General features: G+C 53.3%; 14 protein-coding genes. 1 reads left to right on the top strand and 13 read right to left on the bottom strand.

Features of this window, described 5'->3' with window-relative positions; genetic code table 11:
• Positions 1-56: 56 nt before the first annotated feature.
• Positions 57-1421, bottom strand: a complete 1365-nt coding sequence (locus C812_RS03890; protein WP_016311382.1) for a helix-turn-helix domain-containing protein — start codon at positions 1419-1421, stop codon at positions 57-59.
• A gap of 315 nt (positions 1422-1736) precedes the next feature.
• Between C812_RS03890 and C812_RS03885 the strand changes: the two genes are divergently transcribed.
• The gene (locus C812_RS03885) at positions 1737-2066 is read left to right on the top strand and encodes a helix-turn-helix domain-containing protein (RefSeq protein ID WP_016311381.1); all 330 of its coding nucleotides are present in this window, start codon (positions 1737-1739) and stop codon (positions 2064-2066) included.
• 51 nt (positions 2067-2117) lie between these two features.
• On the opposite strand, the gene C812_RS03880 is transcribed toward C812_RS03885, so the two are convergent.
• The 12 genes from C812_RS03880 to C812_RS03825 form a co-directional block, all read right to left on the bottom strand.
• On the bottom strand, positions 2118-2768 hold the full coding sequence (locus C812_RS03880) for an SGNH/GDSL hydrolase family protein (RefSeq protein WP_016311380.1): 651 nt from the start codon (positions 2766-2768) through the stop codon (positions 2118-2120).
• Positions 2769-3015: 247 nt separating this feature from the next.
• A complete protein-coding gene (locus C812_RS03875; protein WP_016311379.1) occupies positions 3016-3789 on the bottom strand; it encodes a class I SAM-dependent DNA methyltransferase in 774 nt (257 codons plus the stop codon).
• A 39-nt stretch (positions 3790-3828) separates the two neighbouring features.
• Positions 3829-4746 carry a CvfB family protein gene (locus C812_RS03870; protein WP_016311378.1) on the bottom strand — a complete coding sequence of 306 codons (918 nt, stop codon included), beginning with the start codon at positions 4744-4746 and terminating at the stop codon, positions 3829-3831.
• Entirely contained in the window at positions 4743-5090 is a 348-nt protein-coding gene (rsfS, locus tag C812_RS03865) for a ribosome silencing factor (RefSeq protein ID WP_016311377.1), read from the bottom strand. Before rsfS ends, C812_RS03870 begins: the two co-directional genes overlap by 4 nt.
• A complete protein-coding gene (gene yqeK / locus C812_RS03860; protein ID WP_016311376.1) occupies positions 5091-5678 on the bottom strand; it encodes a bis(5'-nucleosyl)-tetraphosphatase (symmetrical) YqeK in 588 nt (195 codons plus the stop codon).
• A complete protein-coding gene (locus C812_RS03855; RefSeq protein ID WP_016311375.1) occupies positions 5662-6255 on the bottom strand; it encodes a nicotinate-nucleotide adenylyltransferase in 594 nt (197 codons plus the stop codon). The genes yqeK and C812_RS03855 overlap by 17 nt, the downstream gene beginning before the upstream one ends.
• A gap of 89 nt (positions 6256-6344) precedes the next feature.
• A complete protein-coding gene (gene yhbY, locus C812_RS03850; RefSeq protein WP_016311374.1) occupies positions 6345-6635 on the bottom strand; it encodes a ribosome assembly RNA-binding protein YhbY in 291 nt (96 codons plus the stop codon).
• Between the two features lie 45 nt (positions 6636-6680).
• On the bottom strand, positions 6681-7586 hold the full coding sequence (gene aroE, locus C812_RS03845; protein WP_016311373.1) for a shikimate dehydrogenase: 906 nt from the start codon (positions 7584-7586) through the stop codon (positions 6681-6683).
• Between the two features lie 298 nt (positions 7587-7884).
• Positions 7885-9012: a ribosome biogenesis GTPase YqeH gene (yqeH, locus tag C812_RS03840; RefSeq protein WP_016311372.1), complete on the bottom strand. Its 1128-nt coding sequence runs from the start codon at positions 9010-9012 to the stop codon at positions 7885-7887.
• Positions 9009-9536, bottom strand: a complete 528-nt coding sequence (locus tag C812_RS03835; protein WP_016311371.1) for a YqeG family HAD IIIA-type phosphatase — start codon at positions 9534-9536, stop codon at positions 9009-9011. The genes yqeH and C812_RS03835 overlap by 4 nt, the downstream gene beginning before the upstream one ends.
• A gap of 142 nt (positions 9537-9678) precedes the next feature.
• A complete protein-coding gene (locus C812_RS03830; RefSeq protein WP_016311370.1) occupies positions 9679-11943 on the bottom strand; it encodes a DUF4129 domain-containing transglutaminase family protein in 2265 nt (754 codons plus the stop codon).
• Positions 11940-13214 (bottom strand): DUF58 domain-containing protein, encoded by a 1275-nt coding sequence (locus C812_RS03825; RefSeq protein ID WP_016311369.1) that lies wholly within the window; start codon positions 13212-13214, stop codon positions 11940-11942. The genes C812_RS03830 and C812_RS03825 overlap by 4 nt, the downstream gene beginning before the upstream one ends.
• Positions 13215-13216: the final 2 nt, after the last annotated feature.

The following is a 13216-nucleotide window of genomic DNA, read 5'->3' as shown; positions in this document are numbered from 1 at the left end:
AAAAGAGACCGTGGATCAAACATGGCCTCTTCTGTCTTGGACTTCATCCATATGATTTATATGCTCTTCTTTAGCTTGCTGATTAAATCCTCATATGTATCGATAACTTGGGGCGATGCAAAGCTTCGGTACCGCTCGAATAACTCTACATATCGGACCATCACGGCGCGATGCGAATTGTTTAATTGATTAAACTGTTCCAAACTTTTGATTAAGCAGCTAAACCCCTCCGGGTACTTACCTCGGCAGAGATGATAGTCGGCTAACTCGAGATAAAGTTGAGATATCCGATCCAGAATAAGCTGCGGGCTATACATTCCCGTATTCAAGGGCGGATGATCTAAAGCCGCTAAATCTTCTTGAAACTGTTCAAGGATATGATCAATCGAGAAGTCATATTGGTTGGCGTTCCTCACCAGATTGAAGATCATGAGAATCTTGTCTTCTTCTCTGCTGTGGCAGTAGGTGACATACTCATCGAGTACCGTAATATCCCCGGAAGAAAGCCGGGTAAGAAGCGTGTTGGCATAGGCCCACTCACTAAATAACTTCTTCCAACGCAACGTCTCTGCATCATTCTCCTGCACCCAACTGAGATCTCGGTAGTGTTGGATATCCAACAATGCTTGGTCATATTCCCCACGTACGTTATGTACATTTCCAAGCAGCAAATAGGAATACGCCAAATAGTAAAATAAAGGTCGCGTCGTCTTCCGATGCAAGATTCTACGCTTATGCTCCGAGAAATAGTACACTTTGGCCTTTTGCTCCAATCGTTGCACAATGCTCTTCACCCGATCCCAGCGGTTTAGGGCACGATAGGTATTCGCCAGATCCCTTAACGCATCGAGTTGACTGGCTTCATCCAGACGCTCGACATACGGCTCGAATTGGATCGCCGCCTGGTAGTTTTGATCCTGATTCGTCCCTTGACCGATCAGGAAGAGGCGGTATTGACAAAGAGCTAACCGCTCGGAGTGCTGTTTCCGCTCAGTCATCGCTACATTTTCGTATAAGATTCCAGCGGCTTCATATTGGCCCTTCTCGTACAGTTCTTCAGCTAAATCAAATAAAAGCTGAGCGTAAAGCGGGTTGTCCAACAATAATCCGACGATTTCCCGAATGCGATCCAGCTGGCCTAACTCCGCACAGTTATGGATTAATGGTTTGACTCTGCGCCAATCCGGGTCCTTTTCATGCAGATACTCGCTGATGTAAGTTTTATAGAAATAGCCTCTCGGATATCCCAGCACCATAGTAATCCGTTCTAATTGATCTACCGCCAGCGGACGGTTTCCGTTCAATATGGAGCTTAACGTCCCCGGGTTTAGTTCAAACTGCTTGGCCAATTGAGTGAGATTTAGATTCTGTCGCACCATATATTCTTCTATGGCAGCAACAATAGTGGCACGCGATTTCAATGGAATCCCCCTCTAATTTGCAAAAAAAACTATTCATCCATGATTTTAGGGGATTATGTCTAATTCGAATAAAATGGAAATATCTGCAACCCCGATCCGTTCAACAAGACCACTCCTCACCACTCGAAATGAGATAAAATCAACCATCACAAAGGAATGGTTCAGATTTCTATCTTCAATCTAATATTCCCCTCGAAATTTGTCAATAATATGCAGTAAAGAACTTATAAATTCTTTTTGATAAAAATTTGAACTTAAGATGCTCTGCAGTTCGCCCCTCCGCTTGAACTAAACTTAATACGAGAGGTGGCTTCTATGGAAGTAGCTAAGCAAGTCGGGAAGAACGTCAGATACTATCGCAAGCTCAAAGGGCTGACCCAGGAACAGCTGGCCGAGTCGACGGAAACGTACGGCTCCTATATCGGACGGTTGGAACGCGGGGAGCAGAACGTGCAGCTCGAAACGCTGCATAAAATTGCCGATGCCCTGCAGATCAGCGTATATGCTCTATTTCGCAATCCAGGGTACGACGAGCTCCAGGACCAAACTTGGATTTGGCAGATCGTGCAATTGTTGCAGGAGCAGCCAGCCGAGGAGCAAGCGCGCGCGTACCGTGTGCTGAAGGAAATGTTTCGTCAAAAATAAAAGGGTTTAAAACGGAATCAATCCGCTTTAAACCCTTTATTTATGTTCACTTTAGTTCCACAATCCGCTGCGCTCTGCGACCTCCAGCCACCGTGTGGCGATGACATCATGGCCTGCGGCCGTCGGATGGACGCCGTCCCAGATCCAATAAGCGGCCTCAGCCTTCTCCGTCGCGGCATCAAACGCGTCCTGCAACGGAACATGCACCGCACCAAACTCCTCAGCCAATTGGCGCACGATATCCTGGTACCTGCTTATCAGGCGCTTCCACTCGGTCCACTTTTCCGCGGTAGCTCCGGTATTCAAAATAAACGGCTCGCATAACACCAGTTTGGTGTTCGGCAATACTTCCTTCGTCTCCTCCAGCAAGTGACGATACACCCGCTCAAACCGATCCGTTGCCCCGCTAGGTTCGCCGCTCATTTGCCGCCAAGCGTCATTAACGCCGATCAACAGGCTAATCACATCCGGCTTCAGGCTGATCGCATCCTCATTCCATCTTGCGTAAACATCGGAGACCCGATCTCCACTCACGCCCCGGTTTATGAACTTCGGTTGCAAATGGGCATATTCATGACCTAGCTTCGCCGCGATAATATAGGCATAGCTGTGGCCCAGAATATGGTTCAAATCCGTACCGCGATCCCGATTTCCGTCTGTAATGGAATCCCCCTGGAACAACACGGTCAACTGCTTTTTCATGCGATTACCCCTCTTCCCTTCGATGATTTCCGTTTCTCATTATAGCTTTGAGAGACAACGGGCCTCCATGAAGAAATTAGTGCAAAAATACAGTTTTCTTCTCGAACTTTAGCCGATTTTTGATTAATCCGTGCAAAACCTGCACGTTTACATTTATTTTGCGAATCAAGCGGATAATCCCCAATAAAATTGCACTTTTGCAGGTATTGCACTTAGGACAACGATGGGCAGCCACAGCCTGAGCCGTCTACTTCACCGCCACAAAAAAGAGCCTAGCCGCATCGTCTACCGCCTCGACCCACTCAAAATCGGCATAGATGTTGACCTCGCGGAAGCCGCAACGCAGCAGCTCGCTCTTCATCCATGCCGGGTCGTACGCCCGTTGGATATGCGTTTCTTCGAACCGACGGTACAGTCCCGGCCCCTGCTCCTCTTCCCGGGCGAAAATCGTCAAATGATGCTCGATTTCGTTCCGATACGCATCTCGCTCGCAAGTCCAGATATACGACACACTCGGCTCATCCCAAATAAACGGCTGCTCCTCCTCATACCGGATCAACGTGTTGGGATGATGCACATCAAACAGGAACGTCCCTCCGGGCTTCAACCCTTCGTATGTACGGCGGAAGGTCCGAATGATGTCTTCCTCTTCCAATAAGTAGTTCAAGCAATCGCAAAAAGAAATGACGGCGTCGACCGGCTCCGGCACGGACCACTCCGTCATATCCTGTTGCACCCAGCGCACGCTGCCCTCGCGGAACAACCGAGCGCCTTGGGGCGTGGTTTCCATTTTACGGCGGGCTACCGCCAGCATGTCGGCAGACAAATCGATGCCGATCACCTCGAACCCGGCATTCACCAGCGGAATCGTAATGCTGCCGGTCCCGCAGCCGAGATCCACAACCGTCTTTGGCATACCGTACCGATCCCAAGCTGTACGGGCGAACCGGATCCAGTCCGGGTAAGGCATGTCCTCCATCAATTCGTCGTACACGTAAGCAAATTTCCGATATGATGCCATGGGCTCGTCACCGCCTTCTATCTAGTTGCTGCTGCTTTCTTAAGCTTCCGGCTGCCCGCGATCATTCGCACCGGCAGCTGGGGACTGCACCAAATACGTCCAGTTCTCTTTCTGGACTACCTTGCCTTCCTTCATCAGCTTGCCAAGCGCCCGCTTGAACGCAGACTTGCTGATCGCAAACCGCTGCTTGATCAGATCTGGGGGCGTTGCGTCAGAATACGGCATACCTCCGCCTGGCCGACTCTCCAGATAAGCGAGTATGCGCTCCGCATCCTGGCCCATGCCGATTTCCTTGCGCGGCGCCATCGACAGGTTCACGCGGCCGTCCTCACGGATATGGGCCACCCGTACCTGCACGCGTTCGCCCAGACGCAGCAAGCGGGTGCGTTCCGAGGCGTGGATCATGCCAATTGCTCCGAATCCCAGCACGCCGCCTTGGACGACGACAAACGTCCCCATCTGCAGCGGTTTGTAGACGATGGCATCAAGCCATTGGTTTTTCCACGAGGATGGCGCATGGAAAGCATGGGGAGCCAAATCCTGCTCACCGGCCAGCTTCGCTTTGAGCCGACCTTGTTTGTCATGCTCCATGATGACGTACACGTGGTCGCCTACCTGTGGATGCAGCTCCTTCATTTCGGGCAGCTCACGGATCGGCAGCAGCAGCTGACGGCCCAGCCCCATCTCCAGGAAGCAGCCAAGCCGCGGATGCACATCAGCCACCTCAAGCAGCGCCAGCTCGCCCAGCGTGAGATACGGCTTCTTCATCGTAGCCGCCAAACGATCCTCCGTATCGTAGAACAGAAACACCTCAACCGTTTCCCCCGGCTTCACCTGGCGGGTCAGCTCGGAGTAATGGAGCAGTACATCTTGCCCGCCTGCACTCAGAAAATACCCATACGGCGATACCTCGCGATCGATCGGTAAAGAGACGATGGTTCCCGCAACCAGACTCATACCGTCTCCACGACCTTGGCATCCGACCAAAGCCGTTCAATGTTGTAATACTCACGCTCATCGCGATGGAACACGTGCACAACAACATCGCCCAGATCCATCAGTACCCAGCGAGCAGAATCCAGGCCTTCAATGCCGCGAATTTGGGCCCCCACCTCATGCGCTCTTTTGCGAATCTCAGTGGCAATCGCCTGCACCTGCGTATCCGAGTTCCCGTGACAAATCACAAAATAGTCCGCGATTAAGGAAATCCCTTTCAAATCGAGCGCCACGATGTTCATTGCTTTTTTATCGTCTGCAGCTTGCACTGCCAAGTTCATCAATTCATTGGAACTAATCGCCATTCATTCAGCCTCCTTAGTTTTTCTTCGGTTTACGATCAAATCATTACGTGCCAATACCGTCAAAGGAAAGATCGGCTTCCCCTTCTCCAGCAAAAAAGATATCGTTGAGTCAAACCCTGCGATCAGCGCATCATCCAAACTCGTTTTCGCCAGCTCGCGAATCCGCTCCACACCCGGGAATTCGCGCCCCGGTTCGATGTAATCGGCCAGACAGACGATTTTGTCCAGCAGCGTCATGCCAACTCGGCCGGAGGTGTGATAACGAATCGCGTTCAGCACCTCTTCATCCTCGATCCCGTAATCCCGCCGGGAGATGAACGCCCCAACCTCGGCATGCAGCAGCTGTTTGTCGTGGTTTAGCAGCTCGGCATTTAGGCCGTTGTCGCGGATGATCGCTTCCTGCTCCTCGATTGGCCAAAACTTGGCCAAGTCATGAAGCAGCGCGGCTAAATCCGCCTTGACCGGGTCTGCTCCGTACCTCTTCGCCAGGATGACTGCGCTCTCCATCACGCCCTCAACATGCTTCCAGCGCTTGGCGGGCATCCCTGCCGAGACGGAGGCGATCAGTTCTTCACGGCTGTAACCCATACAATCCGCTCCTTGTCATATATTCATACACGGCATCCGGAACCATATATCTGACCGAACGTCCGGCAGATAATCGGCTGCGAATCAGGCTTGAAGAAATATCAACAAGCGGCATCTCCGCGAGCTGTACCGCCTCCTGAATAAACGGAGGCAGCGCGTCCAGCTCCAGGAAGCTTCCGGGGCGCTGCAGCCCGATAAACGAGATCATCCCGGCCAAATCCTCAATCCCTTCCCACTTCGGAAGGTAATTCACCATATCGGCCCCGATAATAAAGTAAAACTCAAGATCGGGGTGCAATGCGCGCAACTCCCGGATCGTATCTACCGTGTAGGACACACCGCCGCGGCGCAGCTCGATATCCAGCGGCTTAAAGGCAGGATTGCTGCCTATCGCCGCCTCGACCATCTCCAGCCGCTGCTGGCCGCTCACGCCGGCCTGATGCTTATGCGGAGGGATATGGGAGGGCATAAACCAGACCTCTTCCAGATGGTATTGTTCTCTGGCCGCCTCCGCCGCCAATAGATGGCCGAGGTGAATCGGGTCAAACGCCCCGCCCATAATTCCGACTTTCTTCATTATCCGTTGCCTCCAACAACCTTTACATGAAGCCTTTTCTAAAGGTTAGTTTTCTCATGTGCACAATCTGCTTCAGCCTCATCTTAGACTTAAGGCAGCTCGATTTGCTTATACTCCCGAGACTCCTTATATAAAACAATCGTCCGGCCGATCAGCTGCACCAGCTCAGCTCCGGCGCCTGCCGCCAGCTCCTCCGCGATTTCCTGCGGATCGTCCAAGTTATTGTTGAGCACGGAGATTTTGATGAGTTCCCGGCGCTCCAGTGCTTCCGAGATTTGTTTAATCATATGCTCGTTGGTACCGCCTTTGCCCACTTGAAAAATCGGCTGCAGTCCGTGCGCTAAACTGCGCAAATAACGTTTTTGCTTTCCGGTTAACATGTCGTATTCAAGACCCCTTAACATTCAATTATGCGATAACTTGCGTTATTGATTCATGCTCTCCAAGACCGCTGCCCGCATCGCATCCACCGGCGCTGTCAAGCCAGTCCAATGCTCAAATGCGTAAGCCCCCTGGTAAATGAACATCCCCAGCCCGCTGTGAATCGTGCAGCCTTTCGCCTCAGCTTGCACCAGCAGCTCGGTCTTTAGCGGATTGTAGATGAGATCGCTGACCACGATCCCTTCCGGGATGAGTCGCATATCCAACGGACAATCGCTCACGTGCGGATGCATGCCAACGGAGGTGGTGTTAATGATCAGGTCCACTTCCGGCAGCACCTCAGCCAGTTCCTCCATGCTGCAGCCGGTTAAGTTGCCAAGCTGGGACCATTCTGCGGCCAGTTCCTGTGCTTTCGCCGCCGTACGGTTGGCGATCGTCACCCGCCCCGGCGCCTCCTGAAGCAGCGCGTACACAATGCCTCGGGCGGCACCGCCGCAGCCCAACACCAGCACGCGCTTGCCCTTTAGCTCAGGAGCTGCCTCCTCCTTCAGCGAGCGGATATACCCGATGCCGTCAGTATTGTAACCGGTAAGTACGCCGCCATCATTGACGATCGTGTTTACCGCCCCGATCAGCCGCGCGCCTTCGTCGATGTGGTCCAAGTAGTTCATCACTTCCACCTTATGCGGAACCGTGACATTGATGCCTCGGAACCCCAATGCGCGAATGCCCCGAATAGCTTCCTCTAACCGGTTCCCTTTGACATGAAACGGAAGGTAAGCCCCAATAAGCCCGCAGGCTTGCAAGGCGGCGGTATGCATCACCGGAGATTTGGAATGCTGGATCGGATCGCCGATAACGCCGAGCAGCAACGGTTGCTTCGCGCTTCCGTACTCACTTGCCTGTGCCTCTCCCCGTTTTTCGTGATTCGTCTGCTCTCGATCTCCCATCGGTTCTCCTCCTGCTCACCAGACTTTTCGAATCATAACGGTCCAAATGGGCCTTATGTCCTCTTAAGTCCGTTTTCACTCAAAAATAGCGGTAAATTATGGCTTTATTCCACCTGAAATCACCACAATCGCCCCGACTTCAGGCCATGCCTCAAAAATAACACCCATAATGTCCGCTATTTTGCTTCATCCTTACGTTTTCCATGAAATAGCGCCATTAATTACCCTTATCTGTGTCGCAAAGCAAAAAGCTAGCCCTGCCTGCCCGCAATGCCAGCGTCCGCTCTACCATGTAACCCTAGATCAACGACGGCCGAACGAGCACCTTCACGCCTTTCGGCACATGCATCGCGACGACCGCACCAGCATCGTTATTGATTTTGATCCAGCCTAGGCCGGAAATAAAGACATCGCTCCGGCTGCCCTTCGGAATCCGGAATTCATGGCGCGTCCATTCCGGCAGCGCTTCAATATGCTCCTTGCTCGGCGGTGACAACAACTCCCCGGCATGCTCTGCGAACAGCTCGTCTGCCCGCGCCAGCTTCGTGCGGTGAATGGGTACCCGGCCGCCGACAAAGCAGGTGAACGATTGACGCTCCCCTTGAATGAAATCAAACCGGCCAAAGCCGCCAAAAAAGAGTGTCTGCCCCTCATTCAGCTGGTACACCGCCGGCTTTAACGGCTTGTCAGGCATGATCACCCCTAAATCAGATGGAGCCACCAGCTCGCTGTAGCGAGACGGATACACAATCCCCGGCGTGTCGATAATCGCCCGGCCATCATCCAACGGAATGTGCACCATATCCAGCGTCGTGCCTGGATAACGCGAAACGGTCAACTCCTGATCCAGATCGCTGTAGTCCCGAATCAACCGATTGATCAGCGTTGATTTGCCCACATTCGTTGCGCCAACGACATAGACGTCCCGATCGCCGCGGCGTGCCGCCACTGCATCCAGCAGCCGGTCGAACCCGCTGTTCTGCTTCGCGCTGCACAGCACGATATCTTCGACTTTCAGCCCCAAGTCCTTGGCTTCCTTCTGCACCCAGTTGCGAACTTTGTTCCAATTCGTTACTTTCGGCAGCAGATCGATTTTGTTTACCGCCAGCAGCACAGGATTGTTCCCCACAAACCGCTGCAAGCCGGTAATCACACTGCCGTGAAAATCAAACAGATCCACGATATGGATCACCAGCGCTTCCTTGCTTCCGATCTGCGACAACAGCCGCAGGAACTCGTCCTGCTCCACCGTCACCGATGAAGATTCGTTATAGTTCTTGATCCGGAAACAGCGTTGGCAAATCACCGGTTCTTTCGATAAAGCTTGCTCCGGGACGTACCCCGGTTTACTTGAATCCTGCGTTTGCAGCACAGCGCCGCACCCGCTGCAACGAAGAGCGCCTTCTGCGCTCCGTACTTCCGTCATTTCCTCTTGTCCTCCTCGAGCCATAATCCAACCTTGCCCAGCCGCCGCTTCACGATGCGTTCCAACATCCGATTAATTTTCGTACCGAACCCTTCATCCTGGACGGCGATCGGGAGTACGAGCACGGTAAACAACCCTTGCCGGTTCCCGCCAAAGACGTCGGTCATCATTTGGTCGCCTACCACGATCGTCTCCTTCGGACCAAGCCCCATCATTTCCATCGCTCGGTGAAAAGCTGCGCCGGACGGTTTTCTGGCTGCGTGTACAAACTCAATATTTAAGGGGTTGGCGAATACCGACACCCGATCCAAATTATTGTTTGACACAATCACGAGTTTAAACCCGCATTTCTTCACTTTCTCAAACCATTCGATCAGTTCGGGAGTGGCCAGCGGCGCTTTGGCTCCGACCAGAGTGTTGTCGAGGTCGGTGATGATGCCGCGGTAGCCTTGGGCATAGAGTCCTTCCAGATCGATATCGAATACGCTGTCCACGCGCATATTCGGTATAAACTTCTCAAACAAATACGTTCACCTCGGTTTCATACGACAAACTATACCATATTATTCCCCCGACATGCTTCTATTTTAAAAAAGAAAACGCCTCCCGCGCAAGCACGGGGGCGTTGACGTTAATCAGAGATCAATCGATCGCTCTACGATTGGATTATTGGCCTAAGGTTCGTTTAGGACCGAGCGGCCAAGCCTGCTTCCAACCGTGCCCGCCAACCAATCGGGTTGCCCTTCGGGACAGCTCCCGCGCGGCGCGCCAATTCGCAGCAGCCGGGCTTGGACTCGAGCTGTACATCGCCTGCTCGTATAAGAGAAGCAGCGGGTCCAGCACTTCCGCCAGCTGCGGACGTTCAAGCTTCCAGCGCTCAAACGCTTCCCTTAGCGTCTCCTGGTCACCGCGGGTAAAGCCTCTCCGCTGCATCCGTCTTACGAGTCGCAGCGTTTCGTATACCGTCTTTTCCTCTGGCGTCAGCGGGCGGCCCAGCCGCAACCGGAGCCAGAGGAAATACAATTCTGAGCGCAGTTGGTACAGGGTCCAGAGCAACAGGACGCTGACGGCCGAGACAAAAATCCGCTGCATCACCACCGGATCCAGCTTCGAGAAGAAGCTCTCTTCGGCAGCCGCAACCTCCGTATCGGTGTTCGTATCAACCGTAAGCGTATCTTCACTCTCTTCCGGTGCCTCCATAATCGGGGAAACAAAGCCCGGCGTCGCCTCGAACGGTATCCAGCCGTAATCGCCGAAGTAGAGCTCCGCCCAAGAGTGGGCATCCGCATTGCTTACATTATATGCCCGCCCCAGCTCCGGATTGCGCATCATCATCTCGTCGCTTGGCTGACTGCCTGGAGCGTACCCTTTAACCCAACGTGCAGGGATGCCCAGCGAGCGGGCCATCACAACCATCGCCGTGGAATAGTAGTCGCAGTACCCCTGCCGAATTTCAAACAGGAAGCTGTCAACGAAATCATCGCTGCGTCTGCGAGTCAAATCCGGCTTGTTTGTATATTCGTAATTTTGCCGAAGGTACTGCTGCAGCAAATCCATTTTCGCATAGGGCGTCTCGCCTTCTGCGGTAATTTCCGCAGCCAGATCTTTGACCCGCTGCGGCAGATTGTTGGGAATCTGCAAATATTCCTCCGGCGCCCCTTCTGGATACAAGGTATCGTAACTGGCCCGCTCCAGCTCCTTAAGCGGGATCAGAGGGATATTGGCGACCACTTTATATTTCCTCGGATAGTTCGGCAAATCCCCGGGATCACGATAGCCGTTCCAGAATAGTTCCGCCTGTTTGGCAGACCAGCGCATATCTGCCTGCTGGCGTTCGTCCAGTAATTCCACGCTTTCGATAGCGTAACCGCCAAACAACACCGGGTACTCCTTGTCGGTATTCATTGTCACGATCTGTTCGACCCGCATCGTTTCCACCTTGCCAGGCTGCTCATGCTCGAGCGGCTCGGCTTCCGGTCCGCCGCGATAACGCTCCGTATCCCGGCCTTCCTGCTCCAGGTCAGCCCATCCCTTCCCGGAGTAGATGCGCCGGGTCTCACCGCGCCAATAGGATCTCACCGGGGTTTCAATGGACATGACCGGGCTGTAACTGAATTCGAACCCGTCGCCTAGCGTTTTGTCATCGCGGCTGTAGCCGGAGACGATTTCTTCCTGAACAGCAGCTGGGCTATTCCCCAACGCGCTGGTCAAGGCGGAAGGACCGCTGCCACCTCCCCCGCTTCGCTTGATCCAAGCCGTATACGGATCGGTCAGCGTAGGCGACACCGACGGCATGCTAATCCCGATCAACAGCACGCAGGCAGAGACAATAAAGACATTCACTGCGATCTTGAATGGGCTTTGCCGCAATCGTTGCCAGCCCTGTGGATATTTCCGACGATACTCGTAGAAATTGGCGCTAACCAGCCATCCGAGACCGGCGAACACAATCCAGGCTACGTTTTGCCATAAATAATAACGTGTAAAAGAGTCCAAAATCGTAAACGCAACCAGATGGGCAGCCAGAAACACCAAAATTCTCAGTCGAGTAACAACCAGCCGCAGCGCCGCTTCAAGCAGCACCCAAGCGACTAAGGAAAACCAGATATACGGCGTAAAGGTTAACGCCATACCGCGAATCTGATCGGGAAATAACGGGCCAAACGGAACATAAACCCCGTAAGTGGTGAGGATGAACCTCCAAATGAGCAGCAGCGCGATGATCTTAATCGTCCATTTCCACGCTGCCTGTACCGGAAGCAGCCATTCAATCAGAGCCATCAAGATGATCGTGACCGTCACCAAAGTGGTCGTGACCGAGAACCACAGCGGTTCCGTAAAATCAATCCATTGCATCGCAATGATCACGATCCACAGCAGGGTTAAGTTCTGATAAGACTTCGGAAGCTGAGAATTGGCCAATAGTTTCACTGCTTTGCACCCCCCATCGCTGCAGGAAGCTCGTGCAGAGAGGTGACATATATCCCGCGAAGTCCCCGCTCCTGCAGGGTTGCCTGCCATGCGGAACGTTTCACGGTTTGATAGCTGTTAGACGCACCTGCGGCCACAGCCTCTTCCCCGATTTGGATATGATACGGGATCATCTGACGGGATTTGGCTAACCTAAGCATAGCCAACACTTTATCGTCTGCCAGCGGACTTATGAGGATAAAGAATGCGCCCGGCTGAAATAAATCCGGCTTCGCTTCTAAGCGATCCTTATAGTTGCCGAACCCGTCTGCATCGATATCTACGAGATGGTGCAGCATCTGCTGTCGCTCCAGATAACTTTCCGCCGGCGGGAAGTAACGAAGGGACTTGCCCAGAGTGCACAACCCCATGCTAATCCGCTCTCTGGCCCCAAATTCCAACAGCGATGCAGCCGTTGATACGGCCAATTCGAACTGCGAAGCACGGTAATATCCGCTGGTATGGGCGTCTAGCACCAGCACCATCTTAGGCAGCGATTCATGCTCGAACTCCTTGGACTTCCAGGTTCCTGTCTTCGCAGTGGCGCTCCAGTGAATCCGCGAAATCCGATCTCCATATACATAGTCGCGCACCCCGTTGATTTGAGTGGATTCCCGGCGTGACAGCGCAACCGCCGTCTCCGGACCCGCTAGACGCGAATTGCGGCTGTACAGCTCCCAGTAGGGAATAAACACCGTCCGGGGAAGGATGCGAAACTCCCCGCCGGTCTGAAAGACGCTGGTATGCTCCATGAGGCCAAAAATATCCTCAGCACTGCAATTCGTACCGGCAAATGCATATTTTCCACGCTCGAGCGGCGGCGTTTTATACACCAACTCGGATCGGGAGCTGAAGTAGGGCACGATGCTATCCTCAAACATCCAGCTGTCTCCGTTATGACGACGCAGCGTTTCCTTGACGACGATGTAAGGCAGGGGAAGGAATGCGGGAAGCTGCAGCTGCAGCTTCACCACCACCTGATCCCCGGCTTGAAGCAACCCGCCCCGCTCTCCAGAGAGCGAGAGCGTCCGTGAGCCTGTAATGCGTTTGACGCCGCCAAACCCTCCAATCGCCCAGTAGAAGCAGAGTACCGAAACCATCATAAATAGCATCAGCGAGGTTTTCCCGCCTTGAAACAAGACATACAACAGGCAGATCAGCCAAACGGACGCCACTCTCCAGAATTTTCGGGAGGTGAGGCCCGCTTTAAAGCCTTCGACCAGCGCGCGCATCG

This window comes from Paenibacillus barengoltzii G22, from assembly GCF_000403375.2.
In the GTDB taxonomy this organism is placed as follows: Bacteria; Bacillota; Bacilli; order Paenibacillales; family Paenibacillaceae; genus Fontibacillus; species Fontibacillus barengoltzii.
This window is presented reverse-complemented; position numbering and strand designations above follow the sequence as displayed.

Excerpts from the sequence above, each read along its gene's own strand:
- C812_RS03885 (WP_016311381.1), top strand. The coding sequence starts at position 1,737 with ATGGAAGTAGCTAAGCAAGTCGGGAAGAACGTCAGATACTATCGCAAG.
- C812_RS03880 (WP_016311380.1), bottom strand. The coding sequence starts at position 2,768 with ATGAAAAAGCAGTTGACCGTGTTGTTCCAGGGGGATTCCATTACAGAC.
- C812_RS03875 (WP_016311379.1), bottom strand. The coding sequence starts at position 3,789 with ATGGCATCATATCGGAAATTTGCTTACGTGTACGACGAATTGATGGAG.
- C812_RS03870 (WP_016311378.1), bottom strand. The coding sequence starts at position 4,746 with ATGAGTCTGGTTGCGGGAACCATCGTCTCTTTACCGATCGATCGCGAG.
- rsfS (WP_016311377.1), bottom strand. The coding sequence starts at position 5,090 with ATGGCGATTAGTTCCAATGAATTGATGAACTTGGCAGTGCAAGCTGCA.
- yqeK (WP_016311376.1), bottom strand. The coding sequence starts at position 5,678 with ATGGGTTACAGCCGTGAAGAACTGATCGCCTCCGTCTCGGCAGGGATG.
- C812_RS03855 (WP_016311375.1), bottom strand. The coding sequence starts at position 6,255 with ATGAAGAAAGTCGGAATTATGGGCGGGGCGTTTGACCCGATTCACCTC.
- yhbY (WP_016311374.1), bottom strand. The coding sequence starts at position 6,635 with ATGTTAACCGGAAAGCAAAAACGTTATTTGCGCAGTTTAGCGCACGGA.
- aroE (WP_016311373.1), bottom strand. The coding sequence starts at position 7,586 with ATGGGAGATCGAGAGCAGACGAATCACGAAAAACGGGGAGAGGCACAG.
- yqeH (WP_016311372.1), bottom strand. The coding sequence starts at position 9,012 with ATGACGGAAGTACGGAGCGCAGAAGGCGCTCTTCGTTGCAGCGGGTGC.
- C812_RS03825 (WP_016311369.1), bottom strand. The coding sequence starts at position 13,214 with ATGCGCGCGCTGGTCGAAGGCTTTAAAGCGGGCCTCACCTCCCGAAAA.